The 15,426-nt window shown below is 62.0% G+C and carries 15 protein-coding genes; 8 read left to right on the top strand and 7 right to left on the bottom strand.

The genetic code is table 11. From position 1 onward, the window contains the following. Positions 1-36 precede the first annotated feature (36 nt). From JMY24_RS12345 to JMY24_RS12335, 3 genes are all read left to right on the top strand, one after another. A complete protein-coding gene (locus JMY24_RS12345; RefSeq protein ID WP_128597650.1) occupies positions 37-2,232 on the top strand; it encodes an acetate--CoA ligase family protein in 2,196 nt (731 codons plus the stop codon). Between the two features lie 82 nt (positions 2,233-2,314). Beyond that, positions 2,315-3,136, top strand: a complete 822-nt coding sequence (locus tag JMY24_RS12340) for a fumarylacetoacetate hydrolase family protein (RefSeq protein WP_128586058.1) — start codon at positions 2,315-2,317, stop codon at positions 3,134-3,136. A gap of 63 nt (positions 3,137-3,199) precedes the next feature. Further along, entirely contained in the window at positions 3,200-4,207 is a 1,008-nt protein-coding gene (locus JMY24_RS12335) for an NAD(P)(+) transhydrogenase (Re/Si-specific) subunit beta (RefSeq protein WP_128597649.1), read from the top strand. 104 nt (positions 4,208-4,311) lie between these two features. Here JMY24_RS12335 and JMY24_RS12330 read toward each other — a convergent pair whose 3' ends face one another. After that, the gene (locus tag JMY24_RS12330) at positions 4,312-4,617 is read right to left on the bottom strand and encodes a hypothetical protein (RefSeq protein ID WP_128587103.1); all 306 of its coding nucleotides are present in this window, start codon (positions 4,615-4,617) and stop codon (positions 4,312-4,314) included. 96 nt (positions 4,618-4,713) lie between these two features. Continuing rightward, complete coding sequence (locus JMY24_RS12325) at positions 4,714-5,661, bottom strand: LysR family transcriptional regulator (protein ID WP_027777430.1); 948 nt, start codon at positions 5,659-5,661, stop codon at positions 4,714-4,716. Positions 5,662-6,025: 364 nt separating this feature from the next. On the opposite strand from JMY24_RS12325, the gene oxlT reads away from it, so the two are divergent. From oxlT to JMY24_RS12310, 3 genes are all read left to right on the top strand, one after another. Beyond that, positions 6,026-7,378, top strand: coding sequence for an oxalate/formate MFS antiporter (oxlT, locus tag JMY24_RS12320; RefSeq protein WP_128587105.1), 1,353 nt, complete (start codon positions 6,026-6,028; stop codon positions 7,376-7,378). 33 nt (positions 7,379-7,411) lie between these two features. After that, on the top strand, positions 7,412-8,464 hold the full coding sequence (locus tag JMY24_RS12315; RefSeq protein WP_201702133.1) for a LysR family transcriptional regulator: 1,053 nt from the start codon (positions 7,412-7,414) through the stop codon (positions 8,462-8,464). A gap of 90 nt (positions 8,465-8,554) precedes the next feature. Next, positions 8,555-10,006 (top strand): aldehyde dehydrogenase family protein, encoded by a 1,452-nt coding sequence (locus tag JMY24_RS12310; protein WP_128597648.1) that lies wholly within the window; start codon positions 8,555-8,557, stop codon positions 10,004-10,006. Between the two features lie 107 nt (positions 10,007-10,113). Here JMY24_RS12310 and JMY24_RS12305 read toward each other — a convergent pair whose 3' ends face one another. From JMY24_RS12305 to JMY24_RS12290, 4 genes are all read right to left on the bottom strand, one after another. Beyond that, on the bottom strand, positions 10,114-11,091 hold the full coding sequence (locus JMY24_RS12305; protein ID WP_128587109.1) for a 2-dehydropantoate 2-reductase: 978 nt from the start codon (positions 11,089-11,091) through the stop codon (positions 10,114-10,116). 179 nt (positions 11,092-11,270) lie between these two features. Further along, positions 11,271-11,891 (bottom strand): LysE family translocator, encoded by a 621-nt coding sequence (locus JMY24_RS12300; RefSeq protein ID WP_201702132.1) that lies wholly within the window; start codon positions 11,889-11,891, stop codon positions 11,271-11,273. Positions 11,892-12,059: 168 nt separating this feature from the next. Beyond that, entirely contained in the window at positions 12,060-12,599 is a 540-nt protein-coding gene (locus JMY24_RS12295) for a hypothetical protein (protein ID WP_128597646.1), read from the bottom strand. A gap of 217 nt (positions 12,600-12,816) precedes the next feature. Then, on the bottom strand, positions 12,817-13,398 hold the full coding sequence (locus tag JMY24_RS12290; RefSeq protein WP_128597659.1) for an IMPACT family protein: 582 nt from the start codon (positions 13,396-13,398) through the stop codon (positions 12,817-12,819). Between the two features lie 289 nt (positions 13,399-13,687). Here JMY24_RS12290 and JMY24_RS12285 point away from each other — a divergent pair, with 289 nt between their 5' ends. Both JMY24_RS12285 and JMY24_RS12280 read left to right on the top strand, forming a co-directional pair. Further along, entirely contained in the window at positions 13,688-14,314 is a 627-nt protein-coding gene (locus JMY24_RS12285; protein ID WP_128597645.1) for a LysE family translocator, read from the top strand. A 137-nt stretch (positions 14,315-14,451) separates the two neighbouring features. Next, positions 14,452-15,084 (top strand): 2-hydroxychromene-2-carboxylate isomerase, encoded by a 633-nt coding sequence (locus JMY24_RS12280; protein WP_128597644.1) that lies wholly within the window; start codon positions 14,452-14,454, stop codon positions 15,082-15,084. On the opposite strand, the gene JMY24_RS12275 is transcribed toward JMY24_RS12280, so the two are convergent. Beyond that, positions 15,066-15,323, bottom strand: coding sequence for a DUF2866 domain-containing protein (locus tag JMY24_RS12275; protein WP_128587118.1), 258 nt, complete (start codon positions 15,321-15,323; stop codon positions 15,066-15,068). The genes JMY24_RS12280 and JMY24_RS12275 overlap by 19 nt on opposite strands. Between the last annotated feature and the right edge of the window lie 103 nt (positions 15,324-15,426).

The raw sequence follows: 15,426 nt of genomic DNA, 5'->3' as shown, positions 1-15,426 counted from the left end.
CGGCGCCTTTCGAACCCGCATTGGAGACGGCAGGACATGGCATACGAAGACACGCTCTCACTGAAGGAACGCGGCACCGCCCACACGCCCGACGACCACGCGCAGGTCGCCAACAAGGACGTCGTGCGGCATATTCTCGATCACGCCAAGGCGGAGGGCCGCACCTCGCTCACCGCGCCGGAAGGCAAGCTGGTGTGCGACGTGTACGGCATTTCGGTCCCGAAAGAAGCGCTCGCCACGACCGCGGCCGAAGCCGCGCAATTTGCTACCGAGATCGGCTTCCCGGTCGTGCTGAAGATCGTTTCACCGGAAATTCTGCACAAGACGGAGGCGGGTGGCGTACTCGTCGGCGTAAAGAATGCTGCCGACGTGGTGCAGGGTTTCGCGACGATCATGGAGAACGCGAAGCGCTATAACGCACAGGCCAACCTGCTCGGCGTGCAGGTGCAGCAGATGATCGGCGGCGGCCAGGAAGTGATTGTCGGCGCAGTCACCGATCCGTCGTTCGGCAAGCTGGTGGCGTTCGGCCTTGGCGGCGTACTCGTCGAAGTGCTGAAGGACATTACGTTCCGCCTCGCCCCGGCTACACGCGACGACGCGCGTTCGATGCTAGACGGCATTGCGGCAGCCGAAATGCTCAAAGGCGTGCGCGGCGGTGAGCCGGTCGATCGCGAGGCGCTCGCCGGATTGATCGAAAACGTGTCGCGGCTCGTATCCGACTTCCCGGAAATATCGGAGCTCGATCTGAACCCGGTGTTTGCGAGCAAGCGTGGCGCGATCGCCGCCGACGTACGAATCGTGCTCGACTTCGAGCCGCCAGTCGAGCGCTACCGGCCGAGTCAGGAAGACATCGTGCGGCAGATGAACCGCATCATGAAGCCGGATCGCGTCGCTGTCATTGGCGCGTCGGCGGAAGACGGCAAGATCGGCAACTCGGTCATGAAGAATCTGATCAACGGCGGCTATCAGGGAGAGATCTATCCGATCCACCCTAAGGCCGACGAGATCATGGGACGCAAGGCTTATAAAAGCGTGCTGGACGTGCCGGGCGATATCGACGTCGCCGTGTTCGCCATTCCGGCAAAGTTCGTCGCCGGCGCGCTGACGGAAGTCGGCAAGAAGGGCATTCCCGGTGCGGTGCTGATTCCTTCGGGTTTTGCGGAAACCGGCAATGTGGAAGGCCAGCAGGAAATCGTTGCGATTGCACGCGAATACGACATTCGCCTGATGGGCCCGAACATTTACGGTTTCTACTACACGCCGAAGAACCTGTGCGCGACGTTTTGCACACCGTACGATGTGCAGGGCAAGGCGGCGTTGTCGTCGCAGTCCGGCGGTATCGGCATGGCGATCATCGGCTTCTCGCGTTCGGCGAAGATGGGCGTGTCGGCAATCGTGGGTCTCGGCAACAAGTCCGATATCGACGAAGACGATCTGCTGACATTCTTCGAACAGGACGAGAACACCGACATCATCGCGCAGCATTGCGAAGATCTGAAAGACGGTCGCGCATTCGCGGAGACGGCGGCGCGCGTTTCAAAGAAAAAGCCGGTGGTAGTGTTGAAAGCGGGTCGCACGAGTCTCGGTGCGCGCGCTGCCAGCTCGCACACGGGCGCACTTGCGGGCAACGACCGCATCTACGAAGACGTGTTCAAACAATGCGGCGTGATCCGCGCGCGCTCTTTGCGCGACCTGCTGGAATTTGCGCGCGGCATTCCGAAACTGCCCACGCCGAAGGGCGAGAACGTGGTGATCATCACCGGGGCGGGCGGCTCGGGCGTGCTGTTGTCCGATGCTTGCGTGGACAACCGCCTGTCGCTCATGACCATGCCCGCCGATCTCGACGCCGCATTCCGCAAGTTCATTCCTCCGTTCGGAGCCGCAGGCAATCCTGTCGACATTACAGGCGGCGAGCCGCCGTCCACGTATCAGAACACGATACGCCTCGGCCTCGAAGATCCGCGCATTCACGCGATCATTCTCGGCTACTGGCACACGATCATCACGCCGCCGATGGTGTTCGCGCGACTCGTTGTCGAGGTGAAGGAAGAAATGAAAGCGCGCGGCATCGAGAAGCCGATCGTCGCATCGCTCGCGGGCGACGTACAGGTGGAAGAGGCCGCCGAATATCTGTACGCGCATGGTGTTCCGGCGTACGCCTATTCGACGGAGATTCCCGTCGCGGTGCTGGGTGCGAAGTATCAGTGGGCGCGCGGTGCCGGGTTGATCTGACCTGACGCGTAAAACGTAAGGCGGCACGGTTTTCATCGCGACGAGCGATGAAGATCGTGCCGAAGCGCTCAAGGAGCGGCGTATGGATACGTGGATGCGTTTCATGTCGAACGATGGCGGTGTGGTGTTCGGCCGCGTCGAAGGTGCCTACCTGCACGAGTACGAAAGTCTTGATCAGCCGGTGCCGACCGGCGTGGTGTTGTCGACGCGCGCACTGACGCCGCTCGCACCTTGTGCGCCCGGCAAGGTCGTCGCACTCTGGAACAACTATCACGCGCTTGCCGCAAAGCTCGACAAGCCGGTGCCGACGCACCCGCTCTTTCTGCTGAAACCGGCGGGCTCGGTGATCGGCTCCGATGAGCCGATCCGCCGCCCGGCCAGCTACGCGGGCAAGATCGTCTATGAAGGTGAGCTGGGCATTGTGATCGGCCGGCGTTGCCGCGATGCGGACGTCGAGGAGGCCGCTCAGGCGATTTTCGGCTACACGCTCGTCAACGACGTGACAGCTGCCGATCTGCTCAACGAGAATCCGCATTTTCCGCAATGGTGCCGCGCCAAGGGCTTCGATACTTTCTGCTGCATTGGCCCGGCTATCGTCTCGGGTTTCGATTGGCAAAGCGCGAATCTGGTGACGATGCTCGACGGCGTCGAGCGGCAGAACTATCCGCTCTCCGACATGGTGTTTTCGCCGGCCGAGCAGGTGAGCCTGATTTCGCAAGACCTCACGCTCGAACCCGGCGACGTGATCGCATGCGGTACGTCCGTGGGAGTGGGGTCGATCAAGGACGGGGCGACGGTGTCGATTTCCATCGACGGGATCGGCACGCTGCGCAACACGCTGAACGCGGCACAAGCGACCGGGTCGCAAGCGTCTAAACCAGGCGTCGTCGCGGGACTCGTTTGAACGATGGGTCGGTCCGCGGGCCACGAGCGCGCGGAGTTGCATCAAGAACACGAAGGAGCACGCGTGTCGCAAGCGTCAGACAGTACCGTGTGGCTGGGAATGTTCGTACCGTTGACGGCAACGTTCGCCGCGCTGTTGGCTTGTGCGCTCGGCTCGGTGCTTGCGGCGGTCGGGCAATTGCCGATGCACGGACTGCCTTTGATGCCGCGGCCCTTGCAGCGGATGCTGATTCATAACTCGCGCTCACAGCGGTGCTCGAATGCGGCGCGAGGAAGTCAGCCTTGCTGGCGTGCCGCCGCGCTGGCCGCCACGGTTTCCGGCGTGTTCGCCGCGGGTCTCGGTGCTGGCGCCGCCGACATATGTGCGGCAGTTGCAGGCTCCGTTGCCGGTGCGCGGCTCGTGCGTCGGCGCAATCTCGCCCGGCGGCCCGCGCTCGTCGCGCTGGTGGCGAGCGGCATGGGCCTATCAATCGTGTCCGTCGGCGTCGCGCGTTATCTGTTTCCGCCATCGTCATCACCGTCGACGATCGAGGCGATTTTCGAGCGAATCGAACTTTGCACGGCCGTGTTCGCCGGGGCGTTGATTTTCGCAACATCGGCAATTGCATTCTGCAAATTGCGCGGTGTGCTGCCGCTTCGTGCGGCGGCGCGTCCGGGCCACGACATTGTCAACGTCGCTGCGTTTCTGTTATGTGCATGGCTGGGCTTTGGCTTCGTGACCGAAGCGGCGCAGCCGTTCGGACTCGGCGCGCTGCTCGCAATCAGTGCGCTTGCATCTTCTATAGGCGTGCATGTGATGCTCAGCCGCGAGTATTCCGAGTGTTGCGGGCGTCCGAAGGTGTATGCGCATGCTCGCGCCGCGGGCGGCGTCCGCAGCATTGCTGGCGCGATGGACTGGCGACATGACGCAGAACCGGGAGACATGCGCGAGGCGTGGGAGGTCGGCATGGTGCGCGCGGCAGCATACCGTCACCGTCGAGGCTGGCATAACAGCGGCAACGGGCAATCGCAAACTCGCGCATATGCAGCGCGCCGAGTGCCCAACCGATCCTCGGTAAGCCGACAGCCATGAAGGCCGCCACGATGAAAGCACAGACCTCGCCGGCCTATCGGTCAGTAGAAGCAACAGGAGCCAGCGAGACTGCGCACGGCGGGAACATGTTCCCGCCGTGCCGCTCATTCGCCGGACGCGGCGAATTCGCTGTAGTACTGCGCTTTCTTCTGCAGGATCAGTTGAGCGAGGAAGTCGGCGTCATAAGCGCGGTGAAGATGCGCGTGAAAGCGCTCGATAAAAGCGGTGATGCGAGCGGCTTCGCTGTTGAATTCGCTGAGAATGTCGAGCGTGGCGTGGTCCCAGCGAAAACGCAGGCCCAGATCGCTGAACGCGGCGTTGTAGGCGCTCAGATGCGGGTCGTTGGGATGGTCGGCGGTAACGCGGGCTGTCCGTGCGTTGGCATGAGTCGCAACCGAAGCGTGGTTCATGATCGGCCTCCTGGGCTGACAAGTGATGGAACTCGCTTGCAGCATAGAAGTACTGATCGATTTGCAATAGTTAAAGTTTTATTGGATTTCCATAGCCTATTGCTTATACACGCTCAGTTCCTTCACACGAGTGATCTTCTCGATGAGGCTCGCGCCTTCTTCCATCAGGAAGCGCTTGAACGCCACGGCAACGGGCGGCAGACGCTTGTTCTTCCGATGAACGACGTACCAGTTGAGCATGACCGGGAAGCTCTCGACATCGAGCACCACCAGGTGGCCCAACTGCAACTCGAGGCTGATCGTATGCGCGGACAGAAACGCGATACCCATGCCGGCAATGACCGCCTGCTTGATTGTCTCGGTGCTCTTGATCTCCATCGCGATCTTCAGATTGGACAGGCGACCGGCGAAGCCTTCTTCCATGGAGTTCCACGTGTCCGAGCCGCGCTCCCGTACGATGAATGCCTCGTTCGCCAGCTGGCTCATCCTGATGTTGCGCTTCTGCGCGAGCGGATGCGTAGGCGCGGCCACGATCACGTACGGGTGAGGCGCGAACGGCTCATTCGTGGCGTCCATTTCATGCGGCGGGCGCACCATCACCGCGAGATCGGTCTGGTTGGTCGCGAGCTGATGCAACAGCTCCTCGCGATTGTGCACTGCAAGGTTCAGCACGACGCCCGCATAGCGCCGCGTGAACTCGGCGAGCAGCCGCGGGAAGAAGTAGTCGCCGGCGCTGATGACCGCCACATTCAGTTTGCCGCCGGAGACGCCCTTCAACTGGCTCATGGCCTCGTCGACTTCGTGAAACTGCTGAATGATGGCGCGGCTGTAGTGCAGCATTTCGGTGCCGGCTGGCGTGAGGTAAATCTTTTTGCCGAGCTGTTCGAAGAGCGGCAAGCCGGCATGCTCTTCAAGCTGACGAACCTGTGTGGAGACGGCGGGTTGCGTGAGGTGCAACTCCTCGGCGGCGCGCGAAAAGCTCAGGTGGCGCGCCACGGTCTCGAATACCTTCAACTGCCGGAGCGTGGCATTGCGCATCGTCATGGCCGATGTATAAGCAAACGTGAATCAACATAATAACAAACTTTAATTATTAGTAATTCAGCAATGACCCTAGCATGAGTTTGTAAAGAAAGACGAAGCTGCCGGCCTCACACTCGGGTTAACGCTTGGATTCAGGCGTGGCGGGACCGACGGGGATCGGCAGAAAACAGCAAAAATGAATTAGTCGGAATTAAGAACTTCCTAAAAGGCGATGATTAAATTGGCTTTTTAAAGGAAGCGATTTAAAGACGCAGATATTAAAAATTCCCGAATCGCAAGGCTTTTCGGGTCATAACGATAAGGCGGGACACATACAGCACGGCGCGTTGGCCGGCTGCACTAAATAATTGCGGAGACAAGGCACATGGACGATATCACTCAACAGACCACGGCCCGCGTATTCTGGGCGAACCGTTGGTGGCAGCTCGTCATCGGCATGGTGTGCATGGCGTTGGTGGCGAACCTGCAGTACGCGTGGACGCTGTTCGTCGCGCCGATGGACGCGCGGCATCACTGGGGCCAGGCCTCGATTCAAATGGCGTTCGCGATCTTTATCCTCACTGAAACCTGGCTCGTTCCACTGGAAGGCTGGCTCGTCGACAAATTCGGTCCACGGCCAGTGGTGGCGGGCGGCGCGGTGTGCGCGGGCATTGCATGGGTCATGAATTCGTACGCGACGACCTTGCCGATGCTTTACGTCTCCGCGGTTATCGCCGGGATCGGCGCGGGCGGCGTGTATGGCACCTGCGTGGGCAATGCGTTGAAATGGTTTCCCGACCGCCGCGGTCTCGCTGCGGGTCTCACCGCGGCCGGCTTCGGCGCGGGCGCAGCGGTGACGGTGATTCCGATTGCGAACATGATCACGCGCTCGGGCTACGAGCACACGTTCTTCTTCTTCGGTGTTTTGCAGGGCGTCGCGATTCTGCTGCTCGCCATGCTGCTGGTGAAGCCCGTCCTGCGCAAGCACACGCCGGCAAAGAAGAAGTTCGCGGTGTCGAAGGTCGACCTCACGCCTGGCCAGATGATCAAGACGCCGGTGTTCTGGGTGATCTATGTCTCGTTCGTGGCGGTAGCGGCCGGCGGTCTGATGGCAACCGCGCAGATTGGCCCGATCGCGAAAGACTGGGGCCTTGCACGCATTCCCATGACGATCTTCGGCGTAACGCTGCCGCTGCTCACAGCCACGCTTTCTATCGACAACGTCTGCAACGGCTTCACGCGTCCGCTGTGTGGTTTCATCTCCGACAAGATAGGCCGTGAAAACACCATGTTCGCGATCTTTATCGGCGAGGGGCTCGCGTTGCTCGGCATGATGGAGTACGGCACGAACCCGTATGCGTTCATGACGTTTGCGGCGTTGATCTTCCTCTTCTGGGGCGAGATTTTCTCGATCTTCCCGGCAATCTGCGCGGACACGTTCGGCAGCAAGTACGCGGCGGCCAATGCGGGCACGCTGTACACCGCGAAGGGCACGGCTTCGCTGCTGGTACCGGTAGCGTCGGTGTTGTCGGCAACGGGTGGATGGAGCCTGGTGTTCACCGTTTCGGCTGTGATTACGATTGCCGCCGGCGTGTCCGCGAAATTCATTCTCGCGCCGATGCGCTCGCGCTGGATCCACTCGCAGGACGAACCCCAGCCGGGCGTGCTCGCCGTCGCGGGTAACGGCAACGGCAAAGCCTCGCGGCTAAGCCACTGGCCCGAGCAAACCGGCGAATAGGCTGCCGGGCCGTTCGCGGCCGGCCATGACCTCATGAATGTTTCGTTGCAGCAACTCAAGGTGTTTGTCGCCGTCGCGCGTGAACGGAGCTTCACGCGCGCGGCGCGCGAGTTCGATCTGACGCAGTCGGCAGTGAGCCGGTGTGTGCGGGAGCTCGAAGATGCGGTCGATCTCAAACTGTTCGACCGCACGACGCGCCAGGTTCAACTGACGCACGCGGGCGCAAGTCTCGAACGAAGGATTGGCCGCCTGCTCGATGAAATCGATCTGACGTTGCGCGAAGAGCGGGCCGCTTACGAAGGGCACCGTGGCGTGGTGGCAGTAGCGAGCAATCCGGTGTTGTCGTCGGGATGGGTCGCGCAGGGACTCGCGCGTTGCGCGGCGGCATTTCCGGAGCTGCTAGTCACTATCGAGGATCAACCCCAAAGCGGCGTACTCGCAAGCGTCGAGCACGGCGAGGTCGATTTCGGCGTGGTCTCGCTGACCGGCCCTCTTGCCAACGACCAGTTGCACGCGCAGGTGATTTTCACGACGCCGCTGCACGCGGTGATGCCGTCGACGCATCCGCTCGCGCGCCACGCGAGCGTCGCGTGGGAGGCTCTGCATGACTGGGCGCTTGTCACGTTGAACGCAGACGCGGGCGTGCGCGCGGCGCTCGATCTCGCCTTCAATGCGAACGGCCTGAAGCGGCGCCCGGTGCAGGAATTCGGACATGTGGCGGCGGTGCTGCGCATGGTGGAACTCGGGCTGGGTGTCGGCGTTCTGCCCGTCGACGCGCATTGGCCCGCCGTCGGCGAGTCGCTGGTGAGCCGGCCGCTCGTTCCTGAAATAGCACTGACGACGCTGCTCGTGCATCGCCGCAATCGCTCGCTAAGGCCCAATGCCGCGGCTGCCTGGGCGCAGTTCGCGGCGCATGCCGGTGCGTCGTCTACGAACGCGAGTCCGGACGACGGTTCGGACGAGACCGCGCACACGACCGCGCACACAATCGCGCACACGACCGCGCACACATCGCCGAGCGCAGCAGCTCGCGACCCTTCCTGGCCTGCGGCCGCGCGCAGCGGCGCGGCACTTCACGAGCCGTAGCGCTGCATCGACCCGCCAATACCGGTCTTCGCCCCAAGGCCGGTTAGCAGCAATCAGCCCAAGCAACATTTCAATGCAAGGAGCTTCATGATGGACACTGACACCGGCCTCAGGCGCCATGACCTGTTGATCGACGGCAAGCGGTTGCCGCCGGGCACGGGCGAATATTCCGTCAATATCAATCCGGCTACCGAGGAGCCGATTGCGCACGTTGCGCAAGGTAGCGCCGCCGACGTCGACACGGCCGTGCACGCGGCGCGTGCTGCATTGAAGGTGTGGAACGGAATCAAGGCGGCGGAGCGGGGCCGCATTCTGTCCCGGCTTGCCGGGCTGATGCGCGCCAATCTCGACGAACTGGCCGCGCTCGAAAGTCTCGACGCGGGCAAGCCGATTGCCGCCGTCATGCGCCAGGACGTTCCGGCCGCAATCGATACGCTCGAGTACTACGCAGGCTGGTGTGACAAGATCAACGGCCAGGTGGTGCCGGTTCGCCCGGACGCATTGACGTACACGTTGCGTGAACCGGTCGGCGTGGTCGCTGCGATCGTGCCTTGGAACTTCCCGCTGATGATCGGCATGTGGAAAATCGCGCCGGCGCTCGCGTGCGGTTGCACGCTGATCGTAAAGCCCGCGGAGATCACGCCGCTCAGCGCGTTGCGCATCGGCGAACTCGCGCTCGAAGCGGGCGTGCCGCCCGGAGTACTGAATATCGTCACGGGCAAGGGCCGCGTGGTCGGCGACGCGCTCGTCGCGCATCCAGGCGTGGACAAGGTTACGTTCACCGGATCGCCGTCGGTGGGGCGCGGCATTCTGCAGGGCGCGGCCGGCAACTTCAAACGCGTCACGCTGGAACTCGGCGGCAAGTCGGCAAATCTCATTTTCGCCGATGCGAATCTCGACAACGCAGTGCGAGCCGCAGCGTCGGGCATCTTCTTCAACACGGGACAGGTGTGCTCGGCGGGCTCGCGCATTCTCGCGCATCGCGATGTCTACGACGAGGTGGTTGAGCGCCTCGCCGCTCGCGCAAAGTCGATCAAGGTCGGCGATCCGTCATTGCGCGAAACGTCCATGGGTCCGCTTATCTCCGCCGCGCAAATGAAGACCGTGCTCGGCTATGTCGATGCCGGGCGCTCTGAAGGCGCGTCGCTCGTAACGGGCGGCGCGCGCATCGGCGAGCGCGGCTTCTTCGTGGAGCCCACGGTGTTTGCCAACGTCGAGCACGAAATGCGCATTTCGCAGGAGGAGATTTTCGGGCCCGTGGCGAGCGTGATTCGTTTCAACGACGAAGCCGACGCGATACGTATCGCCAACGGCACGTTGTACAGCCTCGCGGCGGGCGTGTGGAGCGCGGACATTGGTCGCGTGCATCGCGTGGCGCGAGACCTGAGAGCGGGGACCGTCTGGATCAACACCTACGGCTACACCGACGTGCGCCTGCCTTGGGGCGGCTCCGGCGATTCGGGCTTCGGCCGGGAGCACGGCGATGTGGCGATCGAAAACTTCACCGAGCCGAAAGCGGTCTGGCTTGCAATCGATCAATAGCAACTGAAGTCGCCGCGCAATAAAAAGGATCGGACGCCCAGCGACGTCCGATCCTTTTTCAACTTACCGGCGATAAACGCAAAGAGGCGCAGACAAGTCCTATCGGATCAAGCGCCTTGCAACGCCATGCGCTCGCGCAGTTTGACGAGCGCCAGCACGACGTCGATGGTAGGCGTCGGCTCGTTGACGAGGCGTCCCATTTCCTGCACCACGGTCAGAAGCGGATCGATCTCCATGGGCCGCCGGTTCTCCAGATCCACGAGCGTCGACGTTTTATGTGCGCCGACCGCGCCTGCGCCGTCAATGCGCTTTTCCACGTCGACCCGAAAGTGCACGCCGAACTGATCGGCAATGCGCTTTGCCTCGAGCATCATCGTGCGCGAAACCGCGCGTGTGCCGGGGTCGCTCGTGAGCACGTCGAGTGTTGCGTGCGTCAACGCGCTGATCGGGTTGAAGCACAGATTGCCCCACAGCTTGAGCCAGATTTCGTCGCGGATGTTGTCGCGGATCGGCGCCTCGAAACCCGCCGCCTGCATGATCTCGTGCAATTGCTGGATGCGCGGCGTGCGCTCGCCGCTCGGCTCGCCGATCGGAAACTTCTTGCCGTACACATGCTTGATGAGGCCCGGTTCCACGATCTCGGCGGCCGGATAGAGCACGCATCCGATCGCCCGTTCCGGGCCGAGCTTCGTCCATTGACTGCCGTCCGGATCCACGCTCGCGAGCCGCGTGCCGGCAAACTTGCCGCCGTGCTGATAGAAGTACCAATACGGAATGCCGTTCACACCGGTCACGATGGCCGTGTGCTTGCCGAGCAGCGGCTGCATCGCGTCGACCACGCCGGGTAACGAGTGCGCTTTCAACGTGATGATCACAAAGTCCTGCACGCCGAGCTCGCTCGGGTCGGACGTGCAGCGAACCGGCGCGCTGACCGTCTCGCCGTCGATAATCAGACGCGCGCCGTGCTCGCGCATTGCCGCGAGATGCGCGCCGCGCGCGATGAAACTGACGTCGGCGCCGGCGCGTGCCAACTGCACGCCCATCAAGCCGCCTATCGCTCCCGCTCCGAAGATGCAGATCTTCATGATGCCGCTCCTGTGACTATGAGAAGTCGCTTGCCCATGCCGCCTCTCGCCGAGCACGGCGGCGGGTCACTTGTTGAGCATAGGGGCGCGCAGTCAATACAGATAGTTAAACTTTCTCGGCGCAAGCATTAGGGATAGGTTATGGTCGGCGCAGGCCTCGTGGCTGGATATCGCGAAGGTCAGGCACGTCTGACCAGCAGGAAACTGAGTCCGATGGCTGCGAGGAACGCGCCGCAGCAGCGATTGAACCAGCGCCTGACGCGTGCGCGCACGAGCCACTTGCCGAGATGCATACCCGCCCACGAATACAACGCGATGGCCACGCATTCCAGCACGAGAAAGCTCATGCCGAGCGCAGCGAATTGCGGCAGCATCGGTCTCCCAATGTCGACGAATTGCGGTAGAAACGCGGTGAAGACGAGTATCGCCTTGGGATTGCCGGCTGCCACGAGGAATTCCTGGCGTGCGATCCTCGCGAGCGATGCGAGCTGCTCTTGCGTGGTGTCGACCGCAGGTGCGTCGCTGCGCCACAGTTGAATGGCGAGCCAGATGAGGTAAGCGGCGCCCGCAAGTTTGATCGCGAGAAAAAACCACTCCGATGCATGCAGCACGACCGCGAGACCGGTGGCGGCGAGCGCAATCATGGCTGCAAACGCGACCAGCCGCCCGGTACCGCCGAGAAACGCGGTCATGAAGCCGTGCCGGGCGGCCACGTTGATTGAGAGAAGGTTGTTCGGTCCTGGCGCGAGATTGATGGCGAAACAGGCGGGAAGGAAGAACAGCCAGGCGGTGGTGGACATGGAGCCTCGCAGGGAATGAACGCGCGGGCGCGAGCTTTGCGCAAACGGGCAGCCGAAAAGCAGGTCGAGCTGGTTCTGATTGTAGCGAAACCGGCGGCGCGTTCGCGCTGACGCGCGTTTGCAGGTGTCGCCGGCAGACGCCTCCTGCGGAACCCTCTGGCAGGGCTCTCAGTTCACTGCATTGATGAACCCGCTATCTCCCACCAACGCGTCGACGCTAAGCCTGACTGTGTCCTCGATCGCAATGGAGCTGCTCGTGAATTTCGGCGATTTCCGTTTTACGGTCTTGGTGGTCGAGAACACGACCTTTTGCGTGGCGGTGTCGGTTACCACGTAGCGCATCTTCAGTGTCCACAGCGCGGGCGAACGGACGTCGTCGACAGTGAATTTTTCGATGTTGCCGCTCAGCACTCTCCTGCCATCGTCGAGATGGAAGCCGACGACCTTCAGGCGATTCGCGATGCTCTCGCGCACGGCCTGGTTGATATCGTTCTTCAGCACCATGGCGGTCATCGCCGTGTTTTCGATGCGGTTCGGCGACATGCGTCCTTCGACAGCCGGCATGTAGGCGAAATCGCGGGCGGGCGCGACGCTGAGCGAACCGGTAGCGTGCGCCGGGGCGCGAGGCGGGCTATTCAGCCCAAACCATGACCATGAGCAGGCGGACAGCATCAGGGGCAGCGCGATCACGCCGCAGCCCTTGAGCACGATATTTCCCAAAGTCGCCGGCGTGCCCGCTGCCGGGCGCGCCAGATGACGCGAAAGCGAACCATGCCGCGCCGATTCGGGCGCTGTGCTGGAACAAGCGGCGGTCGAGATCAGAGAAGTGGCCCTTTTAGTGGTGAGACATGCCGTTGGAGAACAGCATGGTAACAGCGGCCACCTGCAAGCCATCTTCTAAATAAAATGCGCCGGGGCGCCGCCGTCAGAAGAAACCGGCTTTGCCCTGCGTCATATCGACCAGCGTGCGCTTTGCGTCGTCGATCGCGTTGACCGGCAAACGGATGGTCATCTTCACGAGCATTGCGTGCGCGGTATCGGCGAGTGCGTAGCCTTGGGCTTCGATCCATCGCCGCACTTTGGCTTCGTCGGCGTAACCGACTTCGACCGTCAGCGATCCCAGAGCGATCCGTTCGACTCGCGGCGCGTCCAGCAGCGCCGAGGCGATCGCGTCGGTGTATGCACGCACGAGGCCGCCCGCGCCGAGTTTCACGCCGCCGTAATATCGAACGACGGCACCCAGCACGCCGTCCAGATCGTGATGCCGCAGCACGTCGAGAATTGGCCGGCCAGCGGTGCCGGACGGCTCGCCGTCGTCGGACATGCCGGATTGGCCGCCTGCCAGCAGCGCCCAGCACACGTGCGTTGCGGTGGGGTGCTCGTCGCGCAGACGGCGCAATTCGTCCATCGCGGCGTCGCGATCCTCGACTGGCACGGCGTACGCAATGAACCGGCTCTTGCGAATCTCGAGTTCGTGAATGTGCCGCGTGGACAGCGTGTAAGTCACCTGGTGATTCCAATCAATAGCGATAATCAAGAGAACTCGTTAGCCAGTTAAAGCCCGAGACTCGAATCATAGCTAGTTTGCGGTGTTTGCCGCGAATGCGCGAGAACCCGCGCGAGGTGAAGTCGCCGCGCAGAATCGCGGCACGAGGCGATCGGATCTGTTCCGCTATCCGCGCCGAAAGACGCGGACGTAGCAGGATATCGCGCCGGTAAGCGCGGTACGTGCGGCGCAAGTACACTATCCGAACAGTCCGCTTAGACTGGACGGGCGCAAACAACCTGGAGACGACATGCTCGAGTTATCCGCGTTAGGGACTTTCATTGCCGTTGTACTCGGCCTCTTTCTGATTCCCGGGCCCGCCGTGCTGCTGGTTTTGACACGCACGGTTCACGGAGGACGCAAGGCGGGCATCTTCACCGGCCTCGGCATTGCAGTGGGCGACTTCATCCATACGCTGGGCGCGGCCGTTGGCCTGTCTGCCTTGCTGATGACGTCGGCGCTCGCGTTCAACGCGGTCAAATGGATCGGAGCCGCTTATCTGGTTTATCTGGGCATTCGGGCATTGCGTGAAAAGCAGAGCAGCGCGAATGTGCCCGCGAGCGCGCCGGTGTCCGCATCGAAAGCGTTCTTTCAGGCGATTCCCGCCGAAGTGCTGAACCCGAAGACCGCGCTTTTCTTTCTCGCGTTTCTTCCGCAATTCGTTCACCCCGAACATGGCTCCACGTTTGTGCAGTTCACGACGCTGGGGCTGATTTTCGTCGGCATGAGCGCGCTTTACACCACGCTGATCGTGTTGACGATTCGCCCGCTCGGCAAGCTCATCAAGCGCTTGACGTGGCTGCGCCGGTGGCAGAACAAGATCATCGGTGTACTGTTTATTTCGCTTGGACTGCGCGTGGCGACGCAAACGCGCTGAGCGCCTGCGCCTCGCCACCGTTAGACGCTGCGGCGCTGTCTTGGCAAGCGCCCTATTGCCATCTATGCGAACGGTGAAGACTCTCGTCATAGGCAACGCTTTCCCGTTCAACTGTCCTGCATTGCACGAGAGAAGAGATGAACCACATCGCAGCTTCCGCAGCCACGCCAGCACGCCAGATCGAGTTCTGGTTCGACTTCGGCAGCAACTATAGCTACCTGAGCGTCATGCGCATCGAGGCAGAGGCCGCGGCGCGAGGCGTGAGCATTGATTGGCGACCGTTTCTGCTCGGGCCGATTTTTCGCGCGCTGGGTTTCGACAATTCTCCGTTCGTGCTGCAAAAGGAGAAGGGCGCCTACGTGTGGAAGGATATGGAACGACAGTGCCGCAAATACGGCATTGCGTTGACACGTCCGAGCGTTTTCCCGCGTGCCGCACTACTCGCGCTGCGCGTGGCGCTGCTCGGCGCGCAGCGCGAATGGATCGCCGCTTACTGTCGCGAGATCATGCAGCAGAATTTCGTGCATGACCGCGATATCGGTTCGGTTGAAGTCGTGAGCGAAGCGCTCGCGAAACTCGGTTTGCCCGCGCAACAGATCATCGCCGAAGCGCAGACCGACGCGAACAAGCTGCGTCTGCGTGAACAGACGGAAGTTGCCGCGTCGAAAGGCATTTTCGGCGCACCTACTTTCTTCGTCGGCGACGAAATGTTCTGGGGCAATGACCGGCTTGAAGACGCGTTGGACTTCTGCTATTCGTCGCCGCGCTGACAGAAGCGCCGGCCAGGCACATGCGATACGACGGCCTGCGCAATTTCGAGCGGTGTACTTTCGGCGGGCACCACGCGGCGACTTGCTTCGGGCGTGTGCTTCATGGTCCATTCGACGAGCCGGTACGAACGTCCCCAAGGCGGTTGCAGCGGGTCAGAGACCTTGCATGAGTGAATCTGCCGGACCCATTCGTTGTCAGGCATGGCGCGCAGATGCTCGAATACCGTGTTCTCAACCATGGTTTGACCTCTTTCTTTTTCGCAGGCAGGCAGCCTGTCTTTGGCGCGTCGGCAAACATCGCTGAAAAAAACGCCGCCGGTGATCTGGCGGCTCAACAGGGGA

This window comes from Paraburkholderia kirstenboschensis (assembly GCF_904848585.1).
GTDB lineage: Bacteria > Pseudomonadota > Gammaproteobacteria > Burkholderiales > Burkholderiaceae > Paraburkholderia > Paraburkholderia kirstenboschensis.
The sequence above is the reverse complement of the archived record's forward strand: the minus strand, read 5'-3'. Positions and strand labels throughout refer to the sequence as shown.

Bases quoted from the DNA above. Each gene is read 5' to 3' on its own strand.
- JMY24_RS12345 (WP_128597650.1), top strand. From the start codon at position 37: ATGGCATACGAAGACACGCTCTCACTGAAGGAACGCGGCACCGCCCAC.
- JMY24_RS12340 (WP_128586058.1), top strand. From the start codon at position 2,315: ATGGATACGTGGATGCGTTTCATGTCGAACGATGGCGGTGTGGTGTTC.
- JMY24_RS12330 (WP_128587103.1), bottom strand. From the start codon at position 4,617: ATGAACCACGCTTCGGTTGCGACTCATGCCAACGCACGGACAGCCCGC.
- JMY24_RS12325 (WP_027777430.1), bottom strand. From the start codon at position 5,661: ATGACGATGCGCAATGCCACGCTCCGGCAGTTGAAGGTATTCGAGACC.
- oxlT (WP_128587105.1), top strand. From the start codon at position 6,026: ATGGACGATATCACTCAACAGACCACGGCCCGCGTATTCTGGGCGAAC.
- JMY24_RS12315 (WP_201702133.1), top strand. From the start codon at position 7,412: ATGAATGTTTCGTTGCAGCAACTCAAGGTGTTTGTCGCCGTCGCGCGT.
- JMY24_RS12310 (WP_128597648.1), top strand. From the start codon at position 8,555: ATGGACACTGACACCGGCCTCAGGCGCCATGACCTGTTGATCGACGGC.
- JMY24_RS12305 (WP_128587109.1), bottom strand. From the start codon at position 11,091: ATGAAGATCTGCATCTTCGGAGCGGGAGCGATAGGCGGCTTGATGGGC.
- JMY24_RS12300 (WP_201702132.1), bottom strand. From the start codon at position 11,891: ATGTCCACCACCGCCTGGCTGTTCTTCCTTCCCGCCTGTTTCGCCATC.
- JMY24_RS12285 (WP_128597645.1), top strand. From the start codon at position 13,688: ATGCTCGAGTTATCCGCGTTAGGGACTTTCATTGCCGTTGTACTCGGC.
- JMY24_RS12280 (WP_128597644.1), top strand. From the start codon at position 14,452: ATGAACCACATCGCAGCTTCCGCAGCCACGCCAGCACGCCAGATCGAG.
- JMY24_RS12275 (WP_128587118.1), bottom strand. From the start codon at position 15,323: ATGGTTGAGAACACGGTATTCGAGCATCTGCGCGCCATGCCTGACAAC.